The sequence below is a fragment of the Pseudomonas sp. NIBRBAC000502773 genome, assembly GCF_006517195.1.
Classification (GTDB): domain Bacteria; phylum Pseudomonadota; class Gammaproteobacteria; order Pseudomonadales; family Pseudomonadaceae; genus Aquipseudomonas; species Aquipseudomonas marginalis.
In genome coordinates, this window is the sequence record NZ_CP041189.1 from 417,140 (window position 1) to 442,144 (window position 25,005).

Consider the following 25,005-nt stretch of genomic DNA (forward strand, 5'->3'; position numbering starts at 1 on the left):
TTTTTCAGCCGTTTGGTCAGGTCTCTAGGGCAGGCATTTGCGACGCTCGACCCGGCGATGAGGGCCACGATTATTTGTTCGCCAAGGCAAAGGGCGGATGCAGGACCGTGGCCGTTTCCACCGGGCGCACGCGCTTGGCCACGTGCAGCACGGCCTCGACCACCCGCGCCGTGGCGGTGATCGGCAGCATGTGGCCGCGCCCTTCCACCACTTGCAGCTTGAGGCCGGGCACTTTATCGGCGAGGGCCTGGCCATGCCGGCGAAAGTCCAGCACCTTGTCCCGCGCGCCATAGATCAGGCCGATGGGCAGGGTCAGTTGGGGGTAGCGCTTGACCATCCCGGGCAGGCAGTCGTTGACCAGCGCAATCTCGCTGGAGGCAGCGTAAAAGTTATCGGGGCGCATCCCCAGCAAGCCGCCGCCCCGGGTGGCGAAGTCCTCGGGAGCGGCGTCCGGCGCAAACACGCCCTTGACCACCGAACGTCGAGTCAACAGGCCCATGGGCAAGGTGAGGGTATTGGCCACAAAACGACGCAACCACGCCGGTCGCACCGCCAGCGACCAGAACACCAGCGGCAACCTGGGTTGGGGATGGGTCAACGGTGCCACCAGCACCAGCCCCGATACAGCCTCGGGATGATCGAGGGCCAGGGCCAGGGAAATCGCCCCGCCGAGGGAATGCCCGAGCACCAAGGGTTTGTCCAGGCCAAGCTGGTTGATGAAGGCCGCGACTTGCCGCGCCTGGGCCGGCACGTCCGCAGCGGTACCTTTATGCCGCGTGGAATACCCCGACCCGGGACGATCGAGGGTGATCACCCGGAAGTGCTCACGCAACTGGCCGGACAAGGCATAGGTCAGGTTGCGACTGCTGCCCATCAGCCCGTGAATCATCACCAGCGGTGGTCCCTTGCCCTCTTCCACATAATGAAAGCGCTCGCCATTCACCTCCACGAAGCGCCCGTTGATCGGAACGGCGGCTTCGATGCGCCGTGTCATCCAGGCGCTGAAACTCCATAGCACCGCACTTGCCCCCACCAGCACACCTGCAGCAATCACCCATTGCACAGCCATAGCTCGTCCTCAGCTTCCCTGTGACCGGCGACCTGACCGGAATTGATCAAGGCCTCGGCCAACGTCCACACCCTGGACCTGAACGGCGTGCGTACCACGCTCGTCCGTCGGACAAGTCGCACATAAGGCACAAGGTCCTAGCGTAGGCGCTATTTTCAGGTAGATTATTTAAAATCTTTTTTAAAATAATTAATTCAATTTTTCTTTGCAATGGTGTTCTATCTAAAAGACACAACAAAAACAGGAGCACATCCGATGCCCATGAAGGACCGCCTATGAATGCCCACAGTGATTCCATCGACATCGCCATCATCGGTTCGGGTTTTGCCGGCCTGTGCATGGCGATCAAGCTCAAGGAAGCGGGGTTCACCGACTTCTTTATCGCCGAGCAGGCCGACACCCTCGGCGGCACCTGGCGGGACAACCATTACCCAGGTTGCGCCTGCGATGTGCAGTCCCATGTGTATTCGTTTTCCTTTGCGCCCAACCCGGACTGGACACGTCAGTTCGCGCCGCAAGCGGAAATCCGCGCCTACCTGGAACACTGCGCGGTGCGCTTCGGATTGGCGCCTTACCTGCGTTTCGGCATGGGCCTGAAGCGCGCGGTGTTCGATGAACAACTACAACGCTGGCAGTTGAGTTTCAGCGATGGCCGCCACGTCAGTGCGCGGGTGCTGGTGTCGGGCATGGGCGCCCTGGCACGCCCGGCGCTGCCGGAGATTCCGGGGCTGGAAACCTTCAAGGGCAAGCGCTTCCACTCCCAGCAGTGGGATCACGCATACGCCTTGAAAGGCAAGCGCGTGGCGGTGATCGGCACAGGGGCCAGTGCCATCCAGTTCGTGCCGCAGATTGCGCCGCAGGTGGCCCATCTGGATCTGTTCCAGCGCACTCCACCGTGGATCATGCCCAAGCCCGATCGCGGGATTTCAGCGTTCGAACGCTGGCTGTTCAAGCATCTGCCTGTTACCCAGCGCCTGGTGCGTGGCGCCTTCTACTGGGCACTGGAAGGCCGTGTGCTGGGGTTTGCGCTGCATCCGCGGCTGATGAAAATGGTGCAGAAAGTCGCCCTGCGCCACCTTCGCAAACAAGTGCCGCGCCCTTCCCTGCGCAAGGCCCTGACGCCGGACTACACCATCGGCTGCAAGCGTGTGCTGATCTCCAATGACTACTACCCGGCGCTGTCGCGCAGCAATGTCGAGGTGGTGACCGACAAAATCCTGCGTATCGAAGCCGACGGCGTGATCACCGCCGACGGTATCAAGCACCCGGCCGACTGCCTGATTTTCGGCACCGGCTTCCAGGCCACTGACCCGCTGCCCCGGGACTGCATCATCGGTCGCGACGGTGTGGACCTGATGGACACCTGGCGCGACGGTGCACACGCCTATAAGGGCACCACGGTGCCGGGCTATCCCAACCTGTTTCTGATCATCGGGCCCAACACCGGCCTGGGCCATAACTCGATGATCCTGATGATCGAGGCGCAGGTGACCTACATCCTCGACGCGCTCAGGCAGATGCAGCGCCATCGCATCGCCACGGTGGACGTCAAACCGACGGTGGAACAGGCCTACAACCGTCAATTGCAAGACCAACTCAAGCGCACCATCTGGAACACCGGCGGTTGCCAGAGCTGGTACCTGGACCCACGTACCGGCAAGAACACCACCCTGTGGCCCGCTTCGACATGGCGCTTCAAGCGGGTCACCCGGCAGTTCGCACTCAAGGACTATGCGGTCGACCTGTTGCCCCTCACTGTTCCCACCCGCCCGGCCACGGCGCCCCACTCCACCGCAGAAGGCAGCCTCTCATGAAGTCATTCAACGGCCGCGTGGCGGCGATTACCGGCGCGGCATCCGGCATGGGCCGCGCATTGGCCCTGGCACTCGCGCGCGAAGGTTGCCACCTGGCACTGGCGGACAAAAACGCCCAGGGCCTGGAGCAGACCCTGGCACTGATCAAGACCTCAACCCTGGCGCCGGTGACGATTACCACCCAGGTGCTGGATGTGTCCGACCGCCAGGCCATGGAGGCTTGGGCGGCGCGCTGCGTGGCCGAGCATGGCCAGGTCAACCTGGTGTTCAACAATGCCGGCGTGGCCCTGTCGAGTACGGTCGAAGGCGTGGACTACGCCGATCTGGAATGGATCGTCGGCATCAACTTCTGGGGTGTGGTCCACGGCACCAAGGCGTTCCTGCCGCACCTCAAGGCCAGCGGCGACGGCCATGTGATCAACACGTCCAGCGTATTCGGCCTGTTTGCCCAGCCCGGGATGAGCGGTTACAACGCGACCAAATTCGCCGTGCGCGGCTTTACCGAAGCCCTGCGCCAGGAGCTGGACCTGCAACGCTGCGGCGTCTCGGCCACCTGCGTGCACCCCGGCGGCATCCGCACCGATATCTGCCGCAGCAGCCGCATCGACGCGAACATGACCGGTTTCCTGATCCACAGCGAACAGCAGGCCCGCGCCGACTTCGAAAAACTCTTCATCACCGATGCCGACCAGGCCGCCAAGGTGATCCTGCAAGGCGTGCGCAAAAACAAGCGTCGCGTGCTGATTGGCCGCGACGCGTATTTCCTCGACCTGCTCGCCCGTTGCCTGCCGGCGACCTATCAAGCGCTGGTGGTGCTGGCCAGCAAGCGCATGGCCCCCAAACAACGCAGACCAGTGTTTGAAACCAACGACGAGCCCCGTCTCTGAACAGGAGCACGAATCATGTTGCCGATCCGCCGCGACCTCCATTTTGCCCTGCCCGCCGAGCGCATCACCGACTGGCACGAACAGGGTCCATTCATCACGCATTTCTTCAATGCCTTGTCGCTGCTGTTCCCCCAGGGCGAACTGTTCTTCATGGACAGCGTGCGCCACTACCGCCAACGCATCGACGACCCGGCGCTAAAGAAACAGATCCAGGGATTTATCGGCCAGGAGGCCATGCACAGCCGCGAACATGTGGCCTATAACGACCTGATGCAAGCAGCCGGGCTTCCGGCGCACACCCTGGACCGTCGGCTTAAATTCATTCTCGATCTGCAGAAGAAACACTTCGCACCGTCGTTCAACCTGGCGATCACCATTGCCCTTGAGCACTACACGGCGATGCTCGCGGAGATCCTGCTGAGCGACCCGTCGCGCTTTGGCGACTCACTCAAGGGCTATCAGCAGATGTGGTATTGGCACGCTCTGGAAGAGACCGAACACAAGGCCGTGGCCTTCGACGTATGGAACACGGTGATCAAACCCGGGCCCATGCGTTACCTGCTGCGCACCGGGACCATGCTGACCACCACGGTGTTTTTCTGGCTGGTGGTGCTGGATTTTCATGTGCGTCTGTTGATTGCCGACCGCAAGGCGGGTGGGCACCTCAAAGGCTTCTGGCGCATGTTGAAATTTCTTTATGGCCCCAAGGGCGTTTTCCCGCGCATGCTGCGGCCGTGGTTGCACTATTTCAAACCCGGCTTTCACCCCTGGGATCACGACAACCGTGCACGCCTGACGGGTATCGATAGCTTGGTCGAGGAGATCGAACAAACCCAACGCGGCTACTAGACCTGCGCCATGGCCACACGTTGGCGCACAAAGCTTTCCAACTGGTCTCCCGGCAGTGCCTTGCTGAAATACCAGCCCTGGATAATCAGCTCGTCGCCGGTGTTCAGGAAGGCCAACTGCTCGGCGGTCTCCACGCCCTCCACCACCACGCCCAGGTTCAGCGCTTCGCAGAAACGCAGCATGCCAGTCAGGACCTGGGCGCCCTTGGGATCGTGCTGCGCCACCACGAAACTGCGGTCGATCTTGATGAAGTCCACCGGGAACTGGTGCAGGTAACTCAAGGCCGAAAACCCGGTGCCAAAATCATCGATATAGACCTTGGCGCCGATGGCCTGCAATTTCTGGATGTTCTGGCGCGTGGCCGGGATATCACTGACCAGTGCATCTTCGGTGATCTCCACCGACACCTGGCCGTGGGCCTGGGCGAGGATCGCCACCAGGCGCTCGCCGTAGGCGGCGTCGGTCAGGGTGGCGCTGGAAATATTGATCGTCATCGGCAGGGTAAAGCCGAGTTTCTGCCATTTCTGGTACTGGCGAATCGCCTGGGATGCCACCCACATATCCACGTCCGGCATCAACCGCGCCTGGGCCAGCCATTGCAGGAACTCCCAGGGCGAATGCACCGTACCGTGGGCGTCGCGGGCACGCATCAGCGCTTCGCAACCGGTGCACAGCCCGGTGCGGGTCGAGACCTGCGGTTGGTATTCAAGATAGAACTCATAGTCGCTGATCTGCTGGATGCGGCTCAGTTCATTGGCCTGGCGCAACTGGATCCGGTGCGACGCCAGCACGGGGTCAAGCTCGCGCAGCCGACCTTTTTCTTCCAGGCCGTGAAAGGTCATGTCCAGGGACTTGAGGTACACCGTACCGCCTTCGGCGGGCTGGCGATGGATCGCGCGCACATAGGGCGCATACACCAGCGTGCCCAGGCCCAGTAACCCCAGTTGCAGCACCACCGCCGCCAGGTCGCCATGGGTACTGAGGTAGGCATTGAGCAGTATCGGTGCGGTGAACGGCACACTGGCGACCGCCGGCGACACCCAACCCACCTGCACCACCGTCAACGCCACCATGGCATTGATGGCGGGCACTAACAGAAACGGTAGGAACAAGCGCGGGTTGAGAATGATCGGCAAGCCGAACAGCAGCACCTCGCTGACGTTGAACAGCGAGAGCGGCAAACTCGCCATCGCCACCAGGCGCATGGACTGGCTCTTGGAAAACAGCAGGATCGCCAGCAGCAGGCACAACGCACCGCCCGAGCCGCCGATAAAAGCAAAGCTGCCCAGCAGGCCGCTGTTCAATACATACCTGATCGGCTCGCCAGCCGCCGACGCTGCGCTATTGAGCACCACGGCCTGGTCCAGTACATCGAACAGCGGCTGCATGGCGTACACACCGTGGATTCCGAAAAACCACAGCAATGAGTTCATCAAGGTCACGAACAAACCGCTGCCATAGGGCGACTCCAGGGCATCCAGTACCTGAGGCCCCTGAAGCTGCGCCACATACGGAACCTGCAACAGTGAGGACAACACCGCCACCAGCAACAGGGCCGTGATGAGGCCTGGCACCACCATATTGATCGTGCCCCTGAGGTTGTGCCCCACCAGGTCCTCGTTGACCAGGCGGGTCCAACGGAAACGGTGCAGCCAGGCAATGGCCGGCACATTGAGCAACGGTGAGGCGATAGCGATGAACAGCACGAACGTCGCCGAGGCCCGAGGGTATTCGCGCAGGATAAACGTGGCCACCACCACATGGGCCAGGCACAGGAATGCCACCGGCAGTTGTGGCAGGCGGTGCTGGATAGCCAGCATGTAACCGATGGAAGCGGCGACCAGCAGCGGGATCACTGAGCTGATCTGGTTGTGCAGCCCGGCCAGGAATGTCACCACCTGTGGGGCGAAGCCCAGTGCTCGGGCGCACTCGGACAGGATCAGAAACCCTGCCGACACCAGCAGGCAGGGAAGGATCCACAGCAGCCCTTCACGGATGGCACGCAATGACTCGGTACTGGCCAAGGCCGCCAGGCGCTGAGTAAGGAAAAGTTTGAATAGCGTTTGCGCCATGCCCCATCCCTCTGCCATCGCTCTCTGCCCCCAAGGGGCAGGCCCAAAAAACCCTTGTCACGCTACACGCCCTGATGCCGTGAGCGAAAGACTTTTGCCACACTACCCGTCATTATTCCAAATCAATTTAGGCCCTTGTGGACGATTGGCGCTCCAACGCCGAGAACCTGCCCAGGGCCCCGATACCGTTCCCTTTCAGGAGTAAACCTTTGACCCCACCTGGCGATAACCACCAGCGCGCCCTGGATAGATTCCTGAGCGAACATCCGGACGTGGCTCTTGAACTCAACACCCTCAACCCGCTTGCGGCCCAAGCCAAGGGCGAAACCCTGGCGCAGTACCGCGATGAACGCCTGCATGAAGCCTTCGAAGCCGAAGCCGAGCGCCAGGGCCTGTTTGCCTGGGAATTGACCCTCAAGCTGACTGCGGACTCCCGCGAAGCCTTTGAGGCCCAGCGTCTTGAAGTGCACAAGGAAGTGGCGCAGATGGCCGGCCTGAGCTGGGCCGAGTACTGTCAATTGCATGACTTGCCCGGCTGAACCCGCAACGGCAGGTACCAGTGCCGCCGCCGGCCATCCAGCGCTTCGCGCAACTCGGCGACGGAAACGCTGCGCCGCTGCGGATCCATGGCCAACGCTGAGTGCAGCGCCGACCAGCAATGCCTGGGCAATCGGCGCGGCCGCGGCAGTGGTCGATCGGGCTGGCGCTCACCCAGGCGCTGGCCCTGGGCCAATTCATAGATCACGCAGGCCGCGCCATACAAATCGGCGCCCGCTGACAAGCCTCCACCCGCCATCAGTTCCGGCGCTGCATACGCGGGCGTCCAGGCGTTCAAACGGCTGCGGTTCAAGCCCGGCAGCCCGGCTGTCTGCTGCACCTTCGACCGGCCCAGGCCGAAATCGAACAAACGCACTCCCTGCTCACCCACGATGATATTGGCGGGCTTCACATCGCCATGGAGAATGCCCTGCTGGTGGGTGTACGCCAGCGCGTCCAACAGCTGCAAGGCCATGGGCTGCAGTTCCTGCCAGGGCACTCCTTGTGGACATTCCATCAGCAGCCGATCGAGGGTCATGCCGTGCAGCAACTCCATGGTGAAGAATGCCACCTGGTGCAGCGTGTCGACTTCGAAGGAAAACACCCGCACCACATGCTCATGCCGCAAACGGCGTGTGAGGGCGAACTCGCTGTACAGCAGTACAGGGGCGTCAGGGCACGCGGAAAATGTTTCGTCCAAGCGTTTAAGGGCCACGCTGGAGGCGGGCTCACCGAACGTCTCATGCAGCAGGTCCCGGGCGCGATAGACCACTCCCATGCCGCCTGTGCCCAGCTTGCGTTCAAGCTGATAGCGCCCGGCAAGCAAGTTCGGCGAGCTTGCCTCCTCGCTCATGGCTGGATCACAACGGCCGTAAGGTCATCCCGCGCCGGCCCGCGTAACACGTCGTTGAACAATCGTTCCACCACCCGCCATGGTGTGCCTACGCTCATGGCGCTGCCCAGCTCGCCATGGCTGAGCCCCTGGTACAGGCCATCGCTGCACAACAAAAATACATCCCCGGGTTGAGTACTGAGCTCCAGTACCTCCAGGCTCAGTGCCTGTCGGGCGCCGATCGCACGGGTCAAGGCCCTCGCGCCCGGATAGACCCGGGCCTGTTCCAGGCTCAACTGCTGCGTATCCATCAGTTGCTGCAACACGGTATGGTCACGGGACAGCTGGTACAGCCGCTGCCCGCGCCATAGATAGCAACGGCTGTCGCCCCCCCAAATGCAGGCCGCACGCTGGTCTTCGAGCAACAGTGCAACCACGGTACTGCCCATGATGCCCGCCGGACCGTCGGCCGGCGCAGTCGGCGTCTGCCCCAGTTGGCTGTCGAGCCCGCGCAGGCAGCGCCGGACTGCCTCGACACGCTGATCAAAACTGCCCTGATCCGGCAGCGATGCAAGACTGCTGATTACCCATCGGCTGGCCACATCCCCGGCCTGATGGCCTCCCATTCCATCGGCGACCGCCCAGCACCCACGCTGTGGGCAATCGAGGAACGCATCCTCGTTGCGCGAACGCAACTTGCCTTGAACCGTGCGCCCGGCGCTGCGCCAGGTGCGCGCCGTGTTCACAGCTGCTCCGGCAGGCGGAAGGTGCGCCATGCCGCCATGGGGAACGGGTTCGGGTTGCGCTGGCTGGTGAGCAGGTAATTGGCGCGCAGCCCGGCCAGGTCGGCCTTGAAAATGTGCGCATCCCTGCCATTTGCCGGCTCACTCTGCATCAGGTCGAAGAAGCGGAACAACGACCACTCGCCGCTGTTTTTTTCGATCCCCAGCGGTCGCTCGGCACCCCGTTCCAGCACCAGGCTGCTGCGGCTGCCAGGCGTCTCGCCTGGCCAGTGGAAGGCCATAGGCACAATCGGCCCATGACGGTATTCCAAGTGTTGGTCACCCACTCGCAGGATCGCCCGGCTGACGGCTTGATCGAGACTGTAGGGCGCCAAGGTGAATCGAACGGCCCATTCACCCTGTTCCTCGGTGAAAAAGCCTTGCCGAATCATCTGGGCCCTGGCCAGTTGGTCCAACAGCGAGCGCGATATCGGCAGGCTGCGACCGTCCAGGCCCCGCAGTCGATACCGGTTGCCATCAGCGCTGATAAAAGGCCGCAGGTACGTTTCATAAAAGCGCGCCATGGAACCTCGAGGTTTAAAAAACGTCTGGAAATCGCCTAGGGCAACGTCACTGGTAGCATGCGCATTGAACGGGTAGCGACGCTGGATGGCCCTGGCGTAAAAACCATAGAGCTCGCTTTGGTAACGCTGGTTCACGTAGACATAGGTGCCATCAAGCAGATGACGCCAGGCGTGGTCGGCAATGTCTTCGAGCCAGCCCTTGAGCGGCAGCGGCAAGCGGGCGGCGGCATTACGCAGATTGGCCAGAAGAGGCTGCTGCCCTTCCATGCGCTGCTTGACCCATGTAAACGCTGCCTGCTCCGGGGAACTCTCCCGGCTCAGCGACGACAATTGCAGGTGTAATTCATCGAGCAGCCGCAATGCCTGGGTCAGTTCAGCACCCGGGTTCTGTTCTTCATCAAGTAGCAGGTGCAGTGGTTCGAAGCGGCGCTGCAACGCACGCCGGGCCGTGTCAGGCAGCATCTGGCCCTGTAACGGTTTGACCAACGCAACGGACACCGTTGCACTTGACTCGCCGGCCTGCTGGCTCAGCACCTCGACCCGATCATGGATCGATAACAGCCGAGTGTTTTCGCGAACCTGCTGCAACAGGCGCATCAACGCCGACTGGGCGGATATCAGGCTCGCCAGTTGGTCGGCGCTGTGCCGCAGACTGTCACTTTCCTGCAGGCGGACGCGACCGAGGGCGTCACTCCAGGCATCGGCGTACTCACTCAAATAACGCTGTTCCAGTGCCTGCAGCAACCGGCGCATATCCATGGCGCTGAGGTCGGTACCTTCCCCAAGTACCCAGTTATCCTGGGCAATGGCATTGACCAGTGCAGGGCCCTGCTTTTCGAAATACTGCTGGTACCTTTTGGTGTAGAAACCGGGTATGGGCGGCTCAAGGTTGGCGAACACGCCGCCATCGGCCAGTCGCAGAGGCTCCAGGCTGCGGGCTTGTTCACGCAGTGCACGGTAGACCACCTCTGCCAGCGACTCGCCGCGTAATGCCTGGCGGGCCTGGGCCACCAGTGTATCGTTCAACGGGGCTGCGAACGGTTGCTCCAGTAATCGCCCAAGGTGTTCGTTCAAACGCGTCTGCGTCGAAGTGTCCCCCGCATAACGCGCAGACCAATGGCCTGCCATGTACTCCGCCAACCACGCGTTATCACGCCGTTCGCGCAGGTTGAGCATCAGGTACGCCCGCAAGCTGTCCAGTAACCGCTCGCGCTCGCCAAGGCTGGCCTGCACCTGTTCTTCAAGCAGGGTTGCCACGTGCGGCAGTAACTGATGGCGCAGGCTCTCGTGATAGGCATCGGTCAATAACGGACGACTCACCTGCCCTTGATACAAGCCGGCTCGATCAACCCAGCGGACCTCAGCGACCGGTGGAAACACGCGGGTCGCTGCCAGACGACTGTCCAGCAGCGCCAGCAATACCTGGCTCTCGTCCGTATCGGGTTGAGCAGGCACAGGCGTGTTCAGCGCCTGCAACTGCATCAGACGCTGATGATTGAATGAATAACTGTGCCCCCATAGCCACCCCGCCATACCGATGACCAACGCCGTGGCCAGCGCCAGCCCTCCTTGGCGTCGATGCAGGCGGCGGCGCTCAGGAGTATGCAGCCCGGCAAGATCGGCCTCGGCGAAGATCACCCGGCGGAACAAGCCCTGGACAAACTGCGAGCGCGTATCGCCCACGTTCGCACACGTCAGGTAGAACCCTCGCAGGCCATTGATACGCTGATAGCGCTGGGCGGAAAACGCCGTCTCGACAAACAGGCCCAAGCGGTCGCCCAGGCGTGCGACCTGCCGAGGAAAATCCAGCATGCGATCGCGGCGCTCGCCGCTACGCTCCTGATGCAAGCGTGGGATCAGCTCCGCCGCCAGGCGTTGGAGCAGCGCCTCGAAGGCCTCGCGCACCTGGGCAATGTCGGTTCCGGACGTGCCCGCCACCAGGTGCCCGCCCAATATATCTTCCGTGCCGTCGCCCTGCTGCGCATCAAAGAACTCGGCGAACCCTGGCAAACGGTCGGCCCGGGTCAACACCAGATAAACCGGCACATCCACATGCAGCGTCTGCTGGATGTCCTGCAAGCGAGTATGGACATGACGCGCGTGGAGCTCCAGGTCATGCTCATTGCCCCCCAAAGCGTATCCACCGACAACGTCACCACAACGCCGTTGAGCGGGCGAGCCCGGCGGCGCGACCTGAGCAGACCGAGCAGCGTCGACCATCCCGCCGCATCCACCGTACGGTCAGGCTGGTCCAGGTAACGTCCGGCAGTCTCCAGCAGCACGGCGTCATCGGCGAAGTACCAGTCGCAGTAGGCCGTTGCACCTGGCGTTGGCGACTCGCCCCGATCGAGTGGGAACTGCAATCCATTGGCGGCCAGCAGATGGGTCTTGCCACTGCCTTGGTGGCCGATCAACAGGTACCAGGGCAGCGCATTGCGCCAACGCTCACTGCGCTCACCGTAGCGGCGGGAGGTTTTCAGGGTTTGCAGCGCCTCCCTGAATCGCCCGCGTACCTGACTTTGCTCATCGTGGATCAGCCCCTGGCGCTGATGATGCGCCTGGTGTTCCGGCTGGTTGAGCCGCGTGGCGCGCCGTGCGCCTACCACCACCATTGCCAGTCCCCACAGCAGGAACAGGCCACAGATGGTCAGCAAGCGAGCCGTCGCGCTTTGCCAGAACCGATGGTCATCCACTGCCAGCAATGGTCCGAAAAACCACACCAGCAATGCGCTGGACAGCACCAGCAACAGGCTCCATAACCAAATCTTGCGCAGCACCGTGCCCGCGCCCTTGAAGAATGCGTTCATTCATTGCTCCCAGCGTTACAAGGGCGTCCGAGCCTGGTCCGACGCCAACGATTGAAAAGGTTGCAGCACCGTCATGCGCTCCGTGCCCAGCACCCAGGCAAACCCTGAGTACATCGCCAGCAAACAGGCCAGTCCAACAGCCATGAGCCACTTGGCACAGAGCATGCGCACCGGCACGGCGCGGACTTTGCCTGCCTCCGATGGCGCGGCCATCGACAGCCGATCGCCCCGCACATGCCTGATCTGCCGGTACAGCGCGTCGCGTACCCCTTCCAGCTGAGCACCTCCCCGCTCCATCACGCGGTATTGGCCTTCGAATCCCAGCGACAGGCACAGGTACATCAGCTCCAGCATGGCCACGTGCTTGACAGGGTCGCGGGACAATCGCTCCAGCAGCAGGAAAAACTTCTCGCCGCCAAAGGTTTCGTTGTGAAAGCGACTCAACAGGCTTGACCTGGACCAGTCGCTGCAACGGCCCCACGCGGTGGTGACCACCGCCTCGTCAATGACGCTGCACAGCACATAGCGCGCCGACATCACCTGACCCTCCTCACCCCCCAGGTGCAGGGCGTGCGCTTCAAACGTCGTGATGCCTGAAGACAACCGGTCGTTGAGGGTCTGCAGGCTCTCACGGCCGGAGCTGCCCTTGAGCTGCACCACCTGCGACAGCAGGTCCCAAGCCGCCGCCACCAGGATGTTGGGACCCACAGTCAGACTCTGCGCGCTGTGCAGCCGGGCGGTATAGATCATCCTGTCCTCCAACTGCTCGAAACGCGGCGGCGATGGGAAGTCCGTCACCGCCCCCTGCGCCGGACCGCGTCCCTCGCGGTCAAGCAAGACGGTTTTTTCGTCCTGCGGGTATTCACTGTCCATCCTCATAGGGTTCAGTTCCTGATAGCCCAGAAGTTGAGTTCCAGCTCGTTAAACTCGCCGCTGGCATGCAGGGCGAATCCACCTGACTGCTCCAACTGCGCGATGTCCGGGGCGCTGAGCTCGAGCATGAAATAGGTCTTGCCCGCGTGGAACGGAATCTGTCGCGGCGCTACTGGCAACGGTTTGATCCTGATGCCGGTGAGGTGCAAGTTGACCAACTCACGGATGCGCTCCACAGGTCCAATCTTGAGATGCGCCGGCAGCCGGTGACGCAGCGTTTCCGAATCACACTGGGCGGTTGCCGCCAGGATAAACGTTGCCGTCCCCAGCAACTTGAGGTCACTCACCGGGCATACCAGCACACCGTACTGACGGGGTTGCAGCGTCAACTCAATGGCATGCTGCTCCAGCACCATCGACAGCACCGCGCGCAGGCGCTCCATCAATCCGCGAAAGCTCGCGCCTTGATCACCATGCTGGTAACGCACCTCCAATTGGGCGCGCTTGCTGTCGGTGGCGAACGTGGCCAATTCCCCAAGGATCGACAGCAGCTCGCGATACAACGTTTCCGGGCGCACCTGGGCCTGGCTCATAAAGTGGCGCAACATCAACTCAGCGCGATTGATCAGTTGCAGCATCAGAAGATCGCCCACCTGCGCACCGGCCGACGCGCCATTACCCTGGATGCGCGCGGCAATCGCGTCTCCACGGCTGGCCAACAGACTGATGACCTCCTTGATGCACGACGACACATACCCGGAGCCCTGCAAAAAGATGAATGTCGGCACAAAATCGGTATCCAGTCGCACGCCGCCTTCACGGGTGCAGTCCAGCACCTGAGCGACCTGCAGCTTCACATGGAACGGATCACCGGAATGCTCCCCCAGCATCAGGCGCAGGTCCGGACGCGCACAGCTGATCTGGCAACGGGCATCGACACCGGCATTGGAGTCCCCGATCTCCATTTCACAGGCAACATAGCGCGCCAGGATTTCGTGTTGCTCCGGCCTGCGCACTTCAATCTGATTGTCGGTAACCAGCGGCAACGCCAGGTACACGGCTTGCCGACCGACGTTGGCAGGCACTTGCAATACCAGAGGTTCCATCGCGCCATTGAGTTCGAACAGGCTACCGTCCGGCAATAGGCCGCTGGCCTGGTTGACGACCACCTTGCCCAGGTTGAGGTACTGCACATCGATGTCCAGGGTCAGGAACCCCCAGGCGTCGCTGCCCAGCAAGCGCGTTCGGTTGAGCTGCTGATGATAGTAGCGGTCGTTGTGCTGCAAGTGCTGGGGCCGCAGCAACATGCCTTCCTGCCAGATAACGTTATGGATGTGCATCTCAATCCTCCGTCCGACCGGTCTGCGAGGCGGCCATGCGAATACCGTTCTGGTCCAGCATTATTCTGGCCCGCGTCCGTTGCTGGGGGGCAACAGGCAGCACCAGTCGCCATTGCACATGGGGCAGGTCGCGATAGGCCGCCAGTACGCCGACATAGCGGCTTTGGGGCTCGACACTGAGTTTGAGCATCAACCGTTCACCGGGCCGCAGCTCCAGCTCTTCGCTGCTGACCCAGTCCTTGGGCAGGGCCTGCTCGGCCCGTCCATAGAGGCTGAAAAAGTCGGCATTCTCGAATGCCACGGGGTGCCGCAGCGCAAGCAAATGCACCACCACCGGTGAAGGACGGCCATGAAGGTCGGGGTTGACCTCGTCACTGGCCATCAACGCCAGGTCCAGCTTGGTCAAGGTCGAAAAGGGTGAAACGCTGCTGCAGCCGGTCAACATGCCCAGTGCCAGCAGTGTTGATGCAACGGTGGTTAGATACATGAACGTCATCCCGGGTAAGCCGCATGCAGGCTGGAGACCAGGCGCACCTGCTCTTCGTAGGCCTTGCAAAAGTCGTTGCGTAATAATTGATCGCCCAACGACGCCTCGTCGGTCAGCCGTCGGTAATAGCGCTGGTACGCCCGCCAATGAGCGCCATCGGTGAGGAGCCTGGACGGCTTGCCCTCGCGCTCGAAGCACAGCAGCAGATGATCTGGAGCAAAGGCCGCCAGCGCGCTGCGAACGACGGCACGGCAGCCCACCACCAAGGCCAACTGATGAATCTGCAAGTCTCTGCAGGCGTGGGCCACCGCCCGTTCGGGCGGCAGATGCCCCAACTCACCGCCCCCCAACAGCGCCGTCAAGGCCGCCTGGGCGTCTGGACAATCCACCAAGGGGTTCTGCCGCGTAAGCGCCGGGGAGGTCCAACCCAGGTGCACCTCACTGCTCAGCTCGTCGCGAGTTCGCAGGCTTTGCTGCAATCCTTCGATGGCTTGCCTGAACAACCCGGCCACCTTGATCGCAAGGGCTTCGCGACTCGACGTATCGAGCGCCCCCACCTCCATGCCCAACGCCTCGCCGAACTGCGCCCAGAACGTCTCAGGGACTGCGGATGCAGCCACAACGGGCTGTGCAGGTACTACGTCACTGACAGGCTCAGCCCATTGCGGTACGACCAGGTGGTCCTGGTCCACGGTTCCCGGAGAGAACGCTTGGGCGGTCGATTCCGTCAACGTGTTCAATGCCTCCAGCTCTTGCGACGACTCGCCGCGTCGTTGTTCGCGATCCAGTGCCTGAATCGGGTCCAGCCCCAGGAAAGCATCGTCTGGAATCACCTCGCTCCGCCCGAGCGGCGGTCGTTGATGCTCGATCAGTCGGGCACGAATTTCCAACGCCCCCAGTTGGTATACGTCTGCATCACTGATCTGCCGCGCGTGCCCCTTGCGCAAGCGCTCCAGGCTGCCGGATACGCCGATACCGTTGCTGCTGATATCCGTCAAAAAGTAATGGCCGCCGCGAAAACTGACCAAGCCATGGTGGCTGGATATCAAGCGTGCGGTGTCGGGGATGACCCAGTCACACGCCGTCCCACGGCCGATCACTCCGCCGACACCATCAAAGGTTTTACGGGCTGACGGCTCGCCACTGGCGGAGCACACTTCAAGCACTAACTGCATGGCAAGGCTCCCCTGTTCAATGGCCACGACGGCTCGCCTGGGGGTCACCCAGTGGACGGTAGTCAGCATCGTCAAAGACATAATTGGCGTTACAGCCACCCAGCAAACACAGCACAAGCGCCACGGCTTGCCACGGACGAAGAGGCATCAGGAATCTCCCATGAAAGTAAGGTGTCCACGCATACGCTATTCAGCATTCCTCTCGAACATCGCCAACCGGGATCTTCAAGCGTGCCAGGCGGTAGAGCAGCGTGCGTCGTGCGACACCCAACTCCCGCGCGGTACGGGTACGATTGCCACGGTTCTTGTGCAGGCAATCAATCAGGAACACCCGCTCCACTCGCTCCAGGCGTTGACGCAACGTTGCATCGACAGCATCGTTGGCGGGTGCCGGTGACAGGGGCAGGTGCGCCGGCAGGATCACACCGTCGTCACAGAGCAGTACCGCGCGCTCCACCAGGCATTTGAGTTCTCGCACATTGCCGGGGAAGCCATGGCTGGACAGTTGGTCCAACGCCGCACTTGACCAGGCCACCGCTACGCGACCCAGCGCAACGCAGGCCTTTTGCGCAAAATGCCGAGCCAACAGCAACGCATCGCCATCCCGCTCACGCAAGGCCGGTAACTCAATGGGAAACTGCGCGAGCCGGTAATACAGGTCCTCGCGAAAGCTGCCCTGGGCGACCATCGCGGGAAGATCACGGTGCGTCGCGGCAATAATGCGTACATCGACCTTATGGGCCGTACTGGCACCCAATGGGCGAATTTCGCCCTCCTGCAAAACCCGCAATAACTTGGCCTGCAACGACAACGGCATATCGCCGATTTCATCGAGTAACAAAGTGCCGCCGTGAGCGGTGTCGAACAAACCGGTGTAGTTGCGTTCAGCCCCCGTGAACGCCCCCTTGCGATAGCCGAACAGTTCGCTTTCCAGCAACCCTTCGGGAAAGGCTGCACAATTTTGCACCACGAAGGCTTTACCACTGCGTGGGCCGGCGGTATGGATGGCGCGCGCCACCACCTCTTTGCCGGTACCGGTCTCGCCATGCAGCAGCACGGTGTAGGGCGTATTCAGCACCTTGCCGATCAAGCGGCACGTTTCATCCATGGCCTTGCTGTTGCCGATCAATCCGAACCTGGCACAGGATCCCGGCGTGCGACACGTTGGCGGCGTGACATTCACCCCAGGACTCAGACGCTGCATCAGTGCAAGCTGCCTCAAGGCAAAGCTGCCCAGTTGAGTCAATGAGCGGGTGTAGTGCTCCAATTGTTTCGGACGCCGGCTGGCGCACAGCAACACGCCCGCGAGAGTCCTGTGCCGACCGAACAACGGCATGCACGTCAACGATTGCCAAGGCGTCGCCATCGCCGGAAGGAACTGACTTTCATAGACGCTGTTTTCCAGGTCCTCAAGACTCAAGGCTGTGCGCTGACTGAGCACATACTGCAACAGCTGCTCATGTTGGAAATCCACGCCTGAAGCCAGCTCGCCGGATGGCAGCTCCTCTGGCAAATGCTGGGCAATCAGTGCAAGCCGACCCGTCGCCTCGTCGCGCCAATACAACTGGCTGAGTTCGCACTGGCTCAATTGGGCTACCGCCGCGACACACAGGTCCGGCAAGGTTGTCGCGTCACCATCGATCCCCAGGCGGGTGAACCAACCCAGCATCGCGTCGGCGTACCCCGAAGGATGGGGCAACCGGTTGAAAGCATCTTCCGTCATTGGCTGACCTCACAGACAGGACAACCGCTGCCATCCAGGCCGGCATGCACCCGGGACAGCGATTCACCCCCGGCCATAGCCTCCAGCAAACGATCCGTCACCTGCGCCAGCAAGTGTGCGTCGATCCATTGATCGATAGAGCGGGCACCGCTGTCACCGTCAGCGCAACGCTCGGCGACACAGGCAACCAGTTCGGGCGTATAGCTGAAGGTGAGCTTGCGCAGTTGCAGCCTTTGCCCCAGGTGTTCCAGCTTGAGCCTTGCCAGGTCATGCAGGACTTCGCCCGTGATCGGGTAATACGGCACGACATGCATTCGCGCCAGTAAGGCAGGCTTGAAGTGCTTGCGCAGCAACGGACGAATGGCTTCTTGCAGGACCTCCTCAGCAGGTCGCCGGTCACCTGCGCATAATTGACCGATGCACTCGCTGCCCAGGTTGGAGGTCATCAGGATCAGCGTGTTGCGAAAATCGATTTCCCGCCCTTCCCCGTCATTGGCCAGTCCCTTGTCGAAAATCTGATAGAACAGGTTCACTACTTCCGGATCAGCCTTCTCGACCTCGTCCAGCAGCACGACCGAATACGGGCGTTGGCGCACGGCCTCCGTCAACACGCCGCCCTCGCCAAAACCGATATAACCGGGTGGAGCGCCAATCAGCCGGGAAAGGGAATGCTTTTCCTGGAACTCCGACATGTTAAGGGTGGTGACAAAACGCCGACCGCCGTACAGCAGGTCGCCGAGGGCCAGGGCCGTCTCGGTCTTGCCCACACCACTTGGGCCAACCAGCAGGAATACGCCGACCGGGGCATCCGCCTTATTGAGCCCGGTGGCAGCCGCGCGCAGGTTGCGTTCAAGTATCTGCACGGCGTGCTCCTGACCGAGGATGCGCGAACGCAATGCATCGGCAAAGCCCAACACCCTTTCACTGCTTTCCAGGGCCAGTCGTTCGACAGGAATACCCGTCCAGGCGCTGACGACCTGTGCCACCAAACGTGGACAAACCTCAAGGCTGGCCAATGGCTGGCCGTTTTGTTGCGCGTGCAATACCTGGCGCTGTTGGGCCAAGGCATGTTCAAGGGTGTCGGTGTTCTGCCCTGCACCACGAGCAGCATCCAATTGCTCGCGCAGCGCGAGCACCTGCTGCGCCGATGCTCGCTGTTCCAACCAGTGTTGCTCCAGATGTTCACGCTCGCGCGCCACGGTCTCCAGGCGCAGGTTCAACGCGTGCAAGGCCTGCTCGTCCACCGGCAGCCCGGCGTCCCTGTCGCGATTCAACGCCTGGCGCTGTCGCGCGCCTTCCGCCTGCTCGGCGTAAAGGCGTTGCAATGCCTCGGGCACCGTCTCCCAGCTGGTTCTCATGCGGGCGCAGGCGGTGTCCAGCACATCCACCGCCTTGTCGGGCAACTGCCGCCCAGCCAGGTAGCGCGCGCTCATGTGCGCTGCCGTGACAATGGCATCATCCCGCACATACACGCCATGGCTGCGCTCATACGCCGGAACCAGGCCGCGCAGGATCGAAACCGCCTGTTCAACACTGGGTTCGCCGACCTGCACGGGCTGGAAACGCCGCGCCAATGCCGGGTCTTTTTCGAAGTACTTCTTATATTCCGACCACGTGGTGGCGGCGATAGTGCGCAACTCGCCACGGGCCAGGGCGGGCTTGAGCAGATTGGCAGCATCGGACCCACCTGCCTGGGCGCCTGCGCCCACCAGTGTATGCGCCTCGTCGATAAACAGGATCACCGGGGTTGGCGAGGCGTTGACTTCATCGATCACGCCTTTGAGGCGCCGTTCGAATTCCCCCTTGATCCCGGTGCCGGCCTGGAGCAGGCCCATATCCAGGGTCAACACCTGTACGTGTTTGAGCGGCTCCGGCACCTCTGCGCTGGCGATACGCAGGGCAAGCCCTTCAACCACAGCGGTTTTACCCACCCCGGCTTCGCCAACCAGGATTGGATTGTTCTTGCGCCTGCGCACGAGTATGTCGATCAATTGGCGGATTTCGGCATCGCGACACAACACCGGGTCGATACCGCCCTCCCGGGCCTGGCGGGTCAAGTCATGGGTAAAACGCGCCAGCAACGCATCGCCGCCCGGCACAGGGTCGAGTTCAGGCACCTGGCTCAACAAATAACTGCACACACGCTGTGCATCCAACCGACTCAGTACCGCCTGATAACCACTGTCGGCATGTTGTAACGGGTAACGCAACAGCGCCAGTAACAGAGCGCCGTGATCAACGGCTGCCTGCCGAAGCTCCAGGCGGGCCACCATCAGGGCGTGCTGCAGCCATTGCACCAGGGCCTGGGCAAACACCGGATTACACGAGGCATTCGTGCCAGCTTTGGGGTGCAGGGCCGCCTGCAGTTCGCCTGGCTCGACACCTGCATCCACCAACGCCCTTACCAGAATACCGTGGGGGTATTCCAGCAGGGTCAGCAGCAGGTCCTCCACCAACACTTCCCTGCCGCCGCGGGTCACGCAACGTTCCGCCGACCGCTCAAGGTCTCGGCGCGCCTGGGGAGTCAATGTCTGGATAAGTTGCTGCAGGTCCACATTCTTCATAATCATTCATCCCTAATCAGCGTTGCTGGCCACAATGACCACACCGTCGGCACACCCATGGGCCAGCCAAGTGGTCCAGCCGAGGCGGCAGACGTTGTGTTCGCCGAGGTGCAACGGCCTGATCTCCTCCTTGAGCAGTACCAGACGCAGGTCATAGGCCAGAGGGTCGCGCACCGTCAGCCGCAGCAATGCGCACAGCAACGGGTAGTCCACACCCGTAGGTAGAAACTCATGGAAACGCTGCCAGCCCAGGTCCTGCACATGCACCCTGAACTTGCCGCTGCGGTCGGTGACCCGACAACCCAGCACCTGGTCATGACCGAGCACACTGTTGGTGGCACCCAGCCGATTCTGCTGGGGGACGGCAATGACCACCGAGCGCTCCACCCACTGCTCGACGAACAAGCGGGTGTGCTTGAAGTAGTAACGCAGCACCGTCTCGATCAAGGCTGCCGAATGGGCCCGCAGGCTGAGCAACCCCAGGTAGGGTAATAGCCGTTTGCAGTTCAATTGGGCAGTCGTGCGCAGGTGATGGCCCTTCAGACCGATCAGGGCAAACATCTGCTCGGAAAAGACATCCCGGGCGCCAGCCTGGAAACACGCCCGGTAGCGGTACTTGCGCCAGATCGGCAGCATCAGCCGCTGCAACCGATGATGAAACAGGTCGAGAAAGTCCCGGGTAGCCTGACCACCCGCACCGTCAACAATCGCCTGCTCGCCATAAAATGCCGGCAATGGCGAACCTGAGCCGCACAGCCCCAACACGTTGAGGCAAAGACGCGCGCGCAATTGACCGTGTTCAACAAAAAACTCCACCCGTTCAATATCATGACCGGGGAAACCAAGACCTGGGTTGGCTTGAAACTCCAACTGGTCATAAAGCGCGTCGTCATCCAGCATTGGATGAGCATCGCGTAAACGCCTGATCACCTGCAAAACCGCCTGGAACAGCGAGTATTCGCGGATGACGCTGGACAGTGCCGTCAAAGCAGGGGCTGCTGGCCCATCCGGGGTGGCCATAGGTACACGTCTCCTTGTGTGCTGATGACTCGCAATTCGTGATAGGTATTAAGGCTGGCGTAAAGCGCGAAGAATTCGTTGAGCACCGACGCGAACACAAACACCTCGCCCAGGCCAAGAAAACCTTGGGGATCAATCGTCAGGTCGATTCGCAAGCCCCTGAGCGGCAAGCCACGGTGCAATCGGTCGACAGCCGAGTGCCTGACGGATCGCAATGCGCCAAGCTTTCTCTCACTGACTTTCTGCGCCTGTCGGTCGTGGTACCGCGGCAGGTCGTAGGTTTCGAGGATGACCTGCAAGGCATTGATGTCGCTCAATGACAAGTAGTTGAGCGACATGTTGCTGATGAGCCGCCAGAGAAAATCCTGCTCCAGGGGCGGCGAAAAACTCGCGGTCGGCGTGCAGATATTACGAAACGACAACCCTGCCGGTGTCTGCTCGCAAGGCTGGTTGATCTCCCCGATCTGAAGCAGCCGAGGCAGGTCGTGGTTGGTACACGTCAGCTCGACCGACAGGGTTTCCGGGCCAAGCTCCGGTGCATTGGAAAAACCTAGCCAGGTATCGAGGCCCGCGTGCTGTGCCGATGCATGTTGGCGAATGCTGTAGCTGGCGGAGGCCGCCGACAGTGCGTTATCGCTGTCATGCTCGAAGGATTCGAACGGTACGTAGGTCCGATACCCCGACCCGCCGGGACGCCAACCGGTGACACTGTCCACGGAAAATACACAGGCGTTTTCCCGTGAGTATTCCCCCGGTATCACCAGGTATTCGTCCTGCTTGCCGTCCAGGCGGATCGGTACGGCGTCATGTTTGAACAAATTGGCGATGGGCGTGCAGTACAGCTTCACGTTGTCCAGGGTGGGGTGATGGGGCTCACGCCATGGGTTGCGCAGTTTGAAACGCAGCACCACTGCACGCACCTGCTTGAGCAATTCATGGGGCAAACCGTGCAGTACATCCAGCCCCACCACATCGACAAACAGGTACTTGTCAGGAAAGGCGAAGTACTCCTGCAAATGACGATATCCATGAAAGGTGTTCATTGGATACGGAATCAATGCCTGCTCCTCGCTGAATCCCACGGGGCGTACCGGGTCGGCACCCAATCGCAACGAGAGGGGTTGCCCATCCTCGCCACTGACCGGCAGGCCATCGCGGCCCAACGGTAGCAACTCGATACCCTCGAGATGACGCAACAGGCTCAGGTACAACCCTTGGCCGATGTGGCGATCACCCGCCAGGTGCAGGCGTAGTTGATCGAACGTCCATTCACTGAAGTTGCCCTCGGCACTCATGCCCAGGTGCAGACTCAACAGCGCATCTTCACCCTGGACGCTGTAATCCAGGGCGCTCAGTTGCAGCGGCAGGACTTGGGTGGCGTAACAGGTACGGAAGCGGCAACGCTCGCCCTTGACGGCGGCACTTTCGACCGGGGTATCCCGCGCGACCATCACCCCAGGGCCGACGTGCTTCAACGGATCAAACTGCAAGATGCTGAACGCGGGCATCGGCCGCATGTAGTTGGGCCACAGCAAATGCATCAAGGAATGAGTCAGCTCAGGCAGCTCATCATCCAGTTTCTGGCGCAAGCGACCGGTGAGAAACGCGAAGCCCTCCAACAAACGTTCCACGTCCGGGTCCTGGCCTGGGTCGGCAAGAAACGGCGCGAGCGCAGGGTTGCGTTCAGAGAAACGCCGCCCGAGTTGGCGCAACGCACTCAGCTCGCTCTGGTAATAGCGATTAAAGGACATCCGGCAAAACCTCAACCCGTCCGGGCTCGCAGAGTCGTGCAACGAACACCACAGGCTGCTTGACACCCGCCGCCATCAGCGTGGCCTCAATGGAGAACGCCTGGGCCAGAGGGTCGTGATCGCGCGGCAATGCCGTAACCCGCACCTGCTTCAATCGTGGCTCGTAGGCCCGTATGAATCGCTCTATCAACAAGCGCGACTGGCTTAATGACTCATGCAGGCTCTGGTTCATGTCATTAAGATCGGGCAAGCCGTAGTCCGGTAATGTCTGAACACTGCCCGCACGGATACTGAGCATTTTCCCCAGGTGGCTGGCAATGGACGTCACGCCACAGGCATGTACGGCCGCCGGGCGTTCGAGGCGCTCGAAAAGGCTATGTTTGTGGGGCATTCCCTGACCTTCTTTCATTCTTTGTCGAGCTTGCCAACCAGAGACAGGGTGAAGTCCGCCCCCATGTACTTGAAGTGCGGTCGCACACTCAGGTTGACGCGGTACCAGCCAGGCTCGCCCTCTACGTCACTGACAACGATGCGCGCCGCTCGCAACGGGCGCCGCCCACGCACTTCGGCGCTGGGGTTTTCCTGGTCGGCGACGTACTGGCGAATCCACTTGTTGAGCTCCAGCTCGAGGTCTGTACGCTCTTTCCACGAACCCAGCTGTTCACGCTGCAATACCTTCAGGTAGTGGGCCAGCCGGTTGACCACCATCATGTAGGGCAACTGGGTCCCCAGGCGATAGTTCAGCTCCGCGTCCTTGCCCTCTGCGCTGATGCCGAACTGTTTGGGTTTCTGCACCGAACTGGCGGAAAAAAACGCGGCATTGTCACTGCCCTTGCGCATCGTCAAGGCAATGAAGCCCTCTTGCGCAAGTTCGTATTCGCGGCGATCGGACACCAGCACTTCGGTGGGAATCTTGGTTTCGATTTCGCCCATGCTTTGGAAGTGGTGCAACGGCAAGTCTTCCACGGCCCCTCCGCTCTGCGGACCGATGATGTTCGGACACCAACGGAACCGCGCGAAGCTTTCGGTCAGGCGTGTGGCGAAGGCATAGGCGGTATTGCCCCACAGGTAATGCTCGTGGCTGCTCACCACGTTTTCCTGGTAGGCAAAGGTCTTGACCGGGCACTCAAGGGGATCATAGGGCGTACGGAGCAGGAAGCGCGGCACGGTCAGACCGATATAACGCGCATCTTCGCTCTGGCGAAAGCTTTGCCATTTGACAAATTGCGGCCCTTCGAAATGGTCCTTGAGATCCTTGAGGTCAGGCAGTCCCGTGAAGCTTTCCAGCCCGAAGAACGCCGGCCCGGCTGCTGCGATGAAAGGCGCGTGCGCCATGCACGCGACACTGGCAGCGTATTGCATCAGTTTCACATCGGGCGCGCTGGGGGACAGAAAGTAATTGGCAATGATCGCGCCCACGGGCTGACCACCAAATTGACCGTACTCAGCGCTGTAGACATGTTTGTACAACCCGGATTGAGTCACTTCCGGTGAATCTTCGAAGTCCTCCAGCAAATCTTGCCGGGAGACGTTCAGCAGTTCGATCTTGATGTTTTCACGAAAATTGGTGCGGTCGACCAGCAATTGCAAACCTTTCCAGGAAGCTTCCAGGGCCTGGAACTCCGGATGGTGCAGGATTTCATCCATTTGCTGGCTGAGCTTCATATCGATCTCGGCAATCATTCGGTCGACCAGGCGCTTCTTGACGGGCTCGCCGTGGTTCTGTGGTTTGATCAACTCCTCGATAAAGGCCGAGACACCCCGCTTGGCAATGGCATAGGCCTCGTCATCCGCACTCAGCAGTGTTTGGGCAATGATGTTGTCGAGGATGCTGTAATCCTCACTGGTGTGTTCCGGTATCGGATTCTGTCGGGTGGTCATGCGGTCAGTGTCCTTTTA

19 protein-coding genes and 1 pseudogene are annotated in these 25,005 nt (G+C 61.3%); 4 read left to right on the forward strand and 16 right to left on the reverse strand.

From position 1 onward, the window contains the following. Positions 1 to 70: 70 nt before the first annotated feature. Positions 71 to 1,069 carry an alpha/beta fold hydrolase gene (locus NIBR502773_RS01710; RefSeq protein WP_141155184.1) on the reverse strand — a complete coding sequence of 333 codons (999 nt, stop codon included), beginning with the start codon at positions 1,067 to 1,069 and terminating at the stop codon, positions 71 to 73. A gap of 275 nt (positions 1,070 to 1,344) precedes the next feature. Between NIBR502773_RS01710 and NIBR502773_RS01715 the strand changes: the two genes are divergently transcribed. The 3 genes from NIBR502773_RS01715 to NIBR502773_RS01725 are packed head-to-tail and all read left to right on the forward strand — an operon-like array spanning position 1,345 to position 4,619. Then, positions 1,345 to 2,883: an NAD(P)/FAD-dependent oxidoreductase gene (locus NIBR502773_RS01715; RefSeq protein WP_141155185.1), complete on the forward strand. Its 1,539-nt coding sequence runs from the start codon at positions 1,345 to 1,347 to the stop codon at positions 2,881 to 2,883. Next, the gene (locus NIBR502773_RS01720) at positions 2,880 to 3,770 is read left to right on the forward strand and encodes an SDR family oxidoreductase (protein WP_141155186.1); all 891 of its coding nucleotides are present in this window, start codon (positions 2,880 to 2,882) and stop codon (positions 3,768 to 3,770) included. The genes NIBR502773_RS01715 and NIBR502773_RS01720 overlap by 4 nt, the downstream gene beginning before the upstream one ends. Before the next feature lie 15 nt (positions 3,771 to 3,785). Further along, positions 3,786 to 4,619 (forward strand): metal-dependent hydrolase, encoded by an 834-nt coding sequence (locus NIBR502773_RS01725; RefSeq protein ID WP_141155187.1) that lies wholly within the window; start codon positions 3,786 to 3,788, stop codon positions 4,617 to 4,619. On the opposite strand, the gene NIBR502773_RS01730 is transcribed toward NIBR502773_RS01725, so the two are convergent. Beyond that, positions 4,616 to 6,691 carry an EAL domain-containing protein gene (locus tag NIBR502773_RS01730; RefSeq protein WP_115488190.1) on the reverse strand — a complete coding sequence of 692 codons (2,076 nt, stop codon included), beginning with the start codon at positions 6,689 to 6,691 and terminating at the stop codon, positions 4,616 to 4,618. The genes NIBR502773_RS01725 and NIBR502773_RS01730 overlap by 4 nt on opposite strands. Positions 6,692 to 6,900: 209 nt before the next feature. Between NIBR502773_RS01730 and NIBR502773_RS01735 the strand changes: the two genes are divergently transcribed. Then, positions 6,901 to 7,230, forward strand: coding sequence for a DUF6388 family protein (locus NIBR502773_RS01735; RefSeq protein ID WP_065941999.1), 330 nt, complete (start codon positions 6,901 to 6,903; stop codon positions 7,228 to 7,230). On the opposite strand, the gene NIBR502773_RS01740 is transcribed toward NIBR502773_RS01735, so the two are convergent. From NIBR502773_RS01740 to tssC, 14 genes and pseudogenes are all read right to left on the reverse strand, one after another. Next, positions 7,206 to 8,081 carry a serine/threonine-protein kinase gene (locus tag NIBR502773_RS01740; RefSeq protein ID WP_141155188.1) on the reverse strand — a complete coding sequence of 292 codons (876 nt, stop codon included), beginning with the start codon at positions 8,079 to 8,081 and terminating at the stop codon, positions 7,206 to 7,208. The two genes, NIBR502773_RS01735 and NIBR502773_RS01740, sit on opposite strands and share 25 nt — an antisense overlap. After that, complete coding sequence (locus NIBR502773_RS01745) at positions 8,078 to 8,806, reverse strand: PP2C family serine/threonine-protein phosphatase (protein WP_257228109.1); 729 nt, start codon at positions 8,804 to 8,806, stop codon at positions 8,078 to 8,080. The genes NIBR502773_RS01740 and NIBR502773_RS01745 overlap by 4 nt, the downstream gene beginning before the upstream one ends. After that, positions 8,803 to 12,173, reverse strand: a pseudogene (gene tssM / locus NIBR502773_RS01750) (type VI secretion system membrane subunit TssM). Before tssM ends, NIBR502773_RS01745 begins: the two are co-directional and overlap by 4 nt. A 15-nt stretch (positions 12,174 to 12,188) precedes the next feature. Further along, positions 12,189 to 13,052, reverse strand: coding sequence for a type IVB secretion system protein IcmH/DotU (icmH, locus tag NIBR502773_RS01755; RefSeq protein WP_257228110.1), 864 nt, complete (start codon positions 13,050 to 13,052; stop codon positions 12,189 to 12,191). Positions 13,053 to 13,057: 5 nt separating this feature from the next. Next, positions 13,058 to 14,386, reverse strand: a complete 1,329-nt coding sequence (gene tssK, locus NIBR502773_RS01760; RefSeq protein WP_141155190.1) for a type VI secretion system baseplate subunit TssK — start codon at positions 14,384 to 14,386, stop codon at positions 13,058 to 13,060. Position 14,387: 1 nt separating this feature from the next. Further along, on the reverse strand, positions 14,388 to 14,873 hold the full coding sequence (tssJ, locus tag NIBR502773_RS01765) for a type VI secretion system lipoprotein TssJ (protein WP_141155191.1): 486 nt from the start codon (positions 14,871 to 14,873) through the stop codon (positions 14,388 to 14,390). Between the two features lie 5 nt (positions 14,874 to 14,878). After that, a complete protein-coding gene (gene tagH / locus NIBR502773_RS01770; RefSeq protein WP_141155192.1) occupies positions 14,879 to 16,048 on the reverse strand; it encodes a type VI secretion system-associated FHA domain protein TagH in 1,170 nt (389 codons plus the stop codon). Between the two features lie 16 nt (positions 16,049 to 16,064). Continuing rightward, positions 16,065 to 16,196 carry a type VI secretion protein gene (locus NIBR502773_RS30795; protein WP_083236517.1) on the reverse strand — a complete coding sequence of 44 codons (132 nt, stop codon included), beginning with the start codon at positions 16,194 to 16,196 and terminating at the stop codon, positions 16,065 to 16,067. Positions 16,197 to 16,238: 42 nt separating this feature from the next. Further along, a complete protein-coding gene (locus NIBR502773_RS01780) occupies positions 16,239 to 17,771 on the reverse strand; it encodes a sigma-54-dependent Fis family transcriptional regulator (RefSeq protein WP_141155193.1) in 1,533 nt (510 codons plus the stop codon). Beyond that, complete coding sequence (gene tssH, locus NIBR502773_RS01785) at positions 17,768 to 20,335, reverse strand: type VI secretion system ATPase TssH (RefSeq protein WP_141155194.1); 2,568 nt, start codon at positions 20,333 to 20,335, stop codon at positions 17,768 to 17,770. The genes NIBR502773_RS01780 and tssH overlap by 4 nt, the downstream gene beginning before the upstream one ends. Before the next feature lie 12 nt (positions 20,336 to 20,347). Next, positions 20,348 to 21,355 (reverse strand): type VI secretion system baseplate subunit TssG, encoded by a 1,008-nt coding sequence (gene tssG, locus NIBR502773_RS01790; RefSeq protein ID WP_141155195.1) that lies wholly within the window; start codon positions 21,353 to 21,355, stop codon positions 20,348 to 20,350. Beyond that, positions 21,319 to 23,106, reverse strand: a complete 1,788-nt coding sequence (gene tssF, locus NIBR502773_RS01795; protein ID WP_141155196.1) for a type VI secretion system baseplate subunit TssF — start codon at positions 23,104 to 23,106, stop codon at positions 21,319 to 21,321. The genes tssG and tssF overlap by 37 nt, the downstream gene beginning before the upstream one ends. Then, positions 23,096 to 23,497: a type VI secretion system baseplate subunit TssE gene (gene tssE, locus NIBR502773_RS01800; RefSeq protein ID WP_065941989.1), complete on the reverse strand. Its 402-nt coding sequence runs from the start codon at positions 23,495 to 23,497 to the stop codon at positions 23,096 to 23,098. Before tssE ends, tssF begins: the two co-directional genes overlap by 11 nt. Positions 23,498 to 23,511: 14 nt before the next feature. After that, the gene (gene tssC / locus NIBR502773_RS01805) at positions 23,512 to 24,987 is read right to left on the reverse strand and encodes a type VI secretion system contractile sheath large subunit (RefSeq protein WP_141155197.1); all 1,476 of its coding nucleotides are present in this window, start codon (positions 24,985 to 24,987) and stop codon (positions 23,512 to 23,514) included. Positions 24,988 to 25,005 lie beyond the last annotated feature (18 nt).

What these genes read in the sequence shown, in the direction of transcription:
- NIBR502773_RS01710 (WP_141155184.1), bottom strand. Translation starts at nt 1,069, where the DNA reads ATGGCTGTGCAATGGGTGATTGCTGCAGGTGTGCTGGTGGGGGCAAGT.
- NIBR502773_RS01715 (WP_141155185.1), top strand. Translation starts at nt 1,345, where the DNA reads ATGAATGCCCACAGTGATTCCATCGACATCGCCATCATCGGTTCGGGT.
- NIBR502773_RS01720 (WP_141155186.1), top strand. Translation starts at nt 2,880, where the DNA reads ATGAAGTCATTCAACGGCCGCGTGGCGGCGATTACCGGCGCGGCATCC.
- NIBR502773_RS01725 (WP_141155187.1), top strand. Translation starts at nt 3,786, where the DNA reads ATGTTGCCGATCCGCCGCGACCTCCATTTTGCCCTGCCCGCCGAGCGC.
- NIBR502773_RS01730 (WP_115488190.1), bottom strand. Translation starts at nt 6,691, where the DNA reads ATGGCGCAAACGCTATTCAAACTTTTCCTTACTCAGCGCCTGGCGGCC.
- NIBR502773_RS01740 (WP_141155188.1), bottom strand. Translation starts at nt 8,081, where the DNA reads ATGAGCGAGGAGGCAAGCTCGCCGAACTTGCTTGCCGGGCGCTATCAG.
- icmH (WP_257228110.1), bottom strand. Translation starts at nt 13,052, where the DNA reads ATGAGGATGGACAGTGAATACCCGCAGGACGAAAAAACCGTCTTGCTT.
- tssK (WP_141155190.1), bottom strand. Translation starts at nt 14,386, where the DNA reads ATGCACATCCATAACGTTATCTGGCAGGAAGGCATGTTGCTGCGGCCC.
- tssJ (WP_141155191.1), bottom strand. Translation starts at nt 14,873, where the DNA reads ATGTATCTAACCACCGTTGCATCAACACTGCTGGCACTGGGCATGTTG.
- tagH (WP_141155192.1), bottom strand. Translation starts at nt 16,048, where the DNA reads ATGCAGTTAGTGCTTGAAGTGTGCTCCGCCAGTGGCGAGCCGTCAGCC.
- NIBR502773_RS30795 (WP_083236517.1), bottom strand. Translation starts at nt 16,196, where the DNA reads ATGCCTCTTCGTCCGTGGCAAGCCGTGGCGCTTGTGCTGTGTTTGCTG.
- NIBR502773_RS01780 (WP_141155193.1), bottom strand. Translation starts at nt 17,771, where the DNA reads ATGACGGAAGATGCTTTCAACCGGTTGCCCCATCCTTCGGGGTACGCC.
- tssH (WP_141155194.1), bottom strand. Translation starts at nt 20,335, where the DNA reads ATGAAGAATGTGGACCTGCAGCAACTTATCCAGACATTGACTCCCCAG.
- tssG (WP_141155195.1), bottom strand. Translation starts at nt 21,355, where the DNA reads ATGGCCACCCCGGATGGGCCAGCAGCCCCTGCTTTGACGGCACTGTCC.
- tssF (WP_141155196.1), bottom strand. Translation starts at nt 23,106, where the DNA reads ATGTCCTTTAATCGCTATTACCAGAGCGAGCTGAGTGCGTTGCGCCAA.
- tssE (WP_065941989.1), bottom strand. Translation starts at nt 23,497, where the DNA reads ATGCCCCACAAACATAGCCTTTTCGAGCGCCTCGAACGCCCGGCGGCC.
- tssC (WP_141155197.1), bottom strand. Translation starts at nt 24,987, where the DNA reads ATGACCACCCGACAGAATCCGATACCGGAACACACCAGTGAGGATTAC.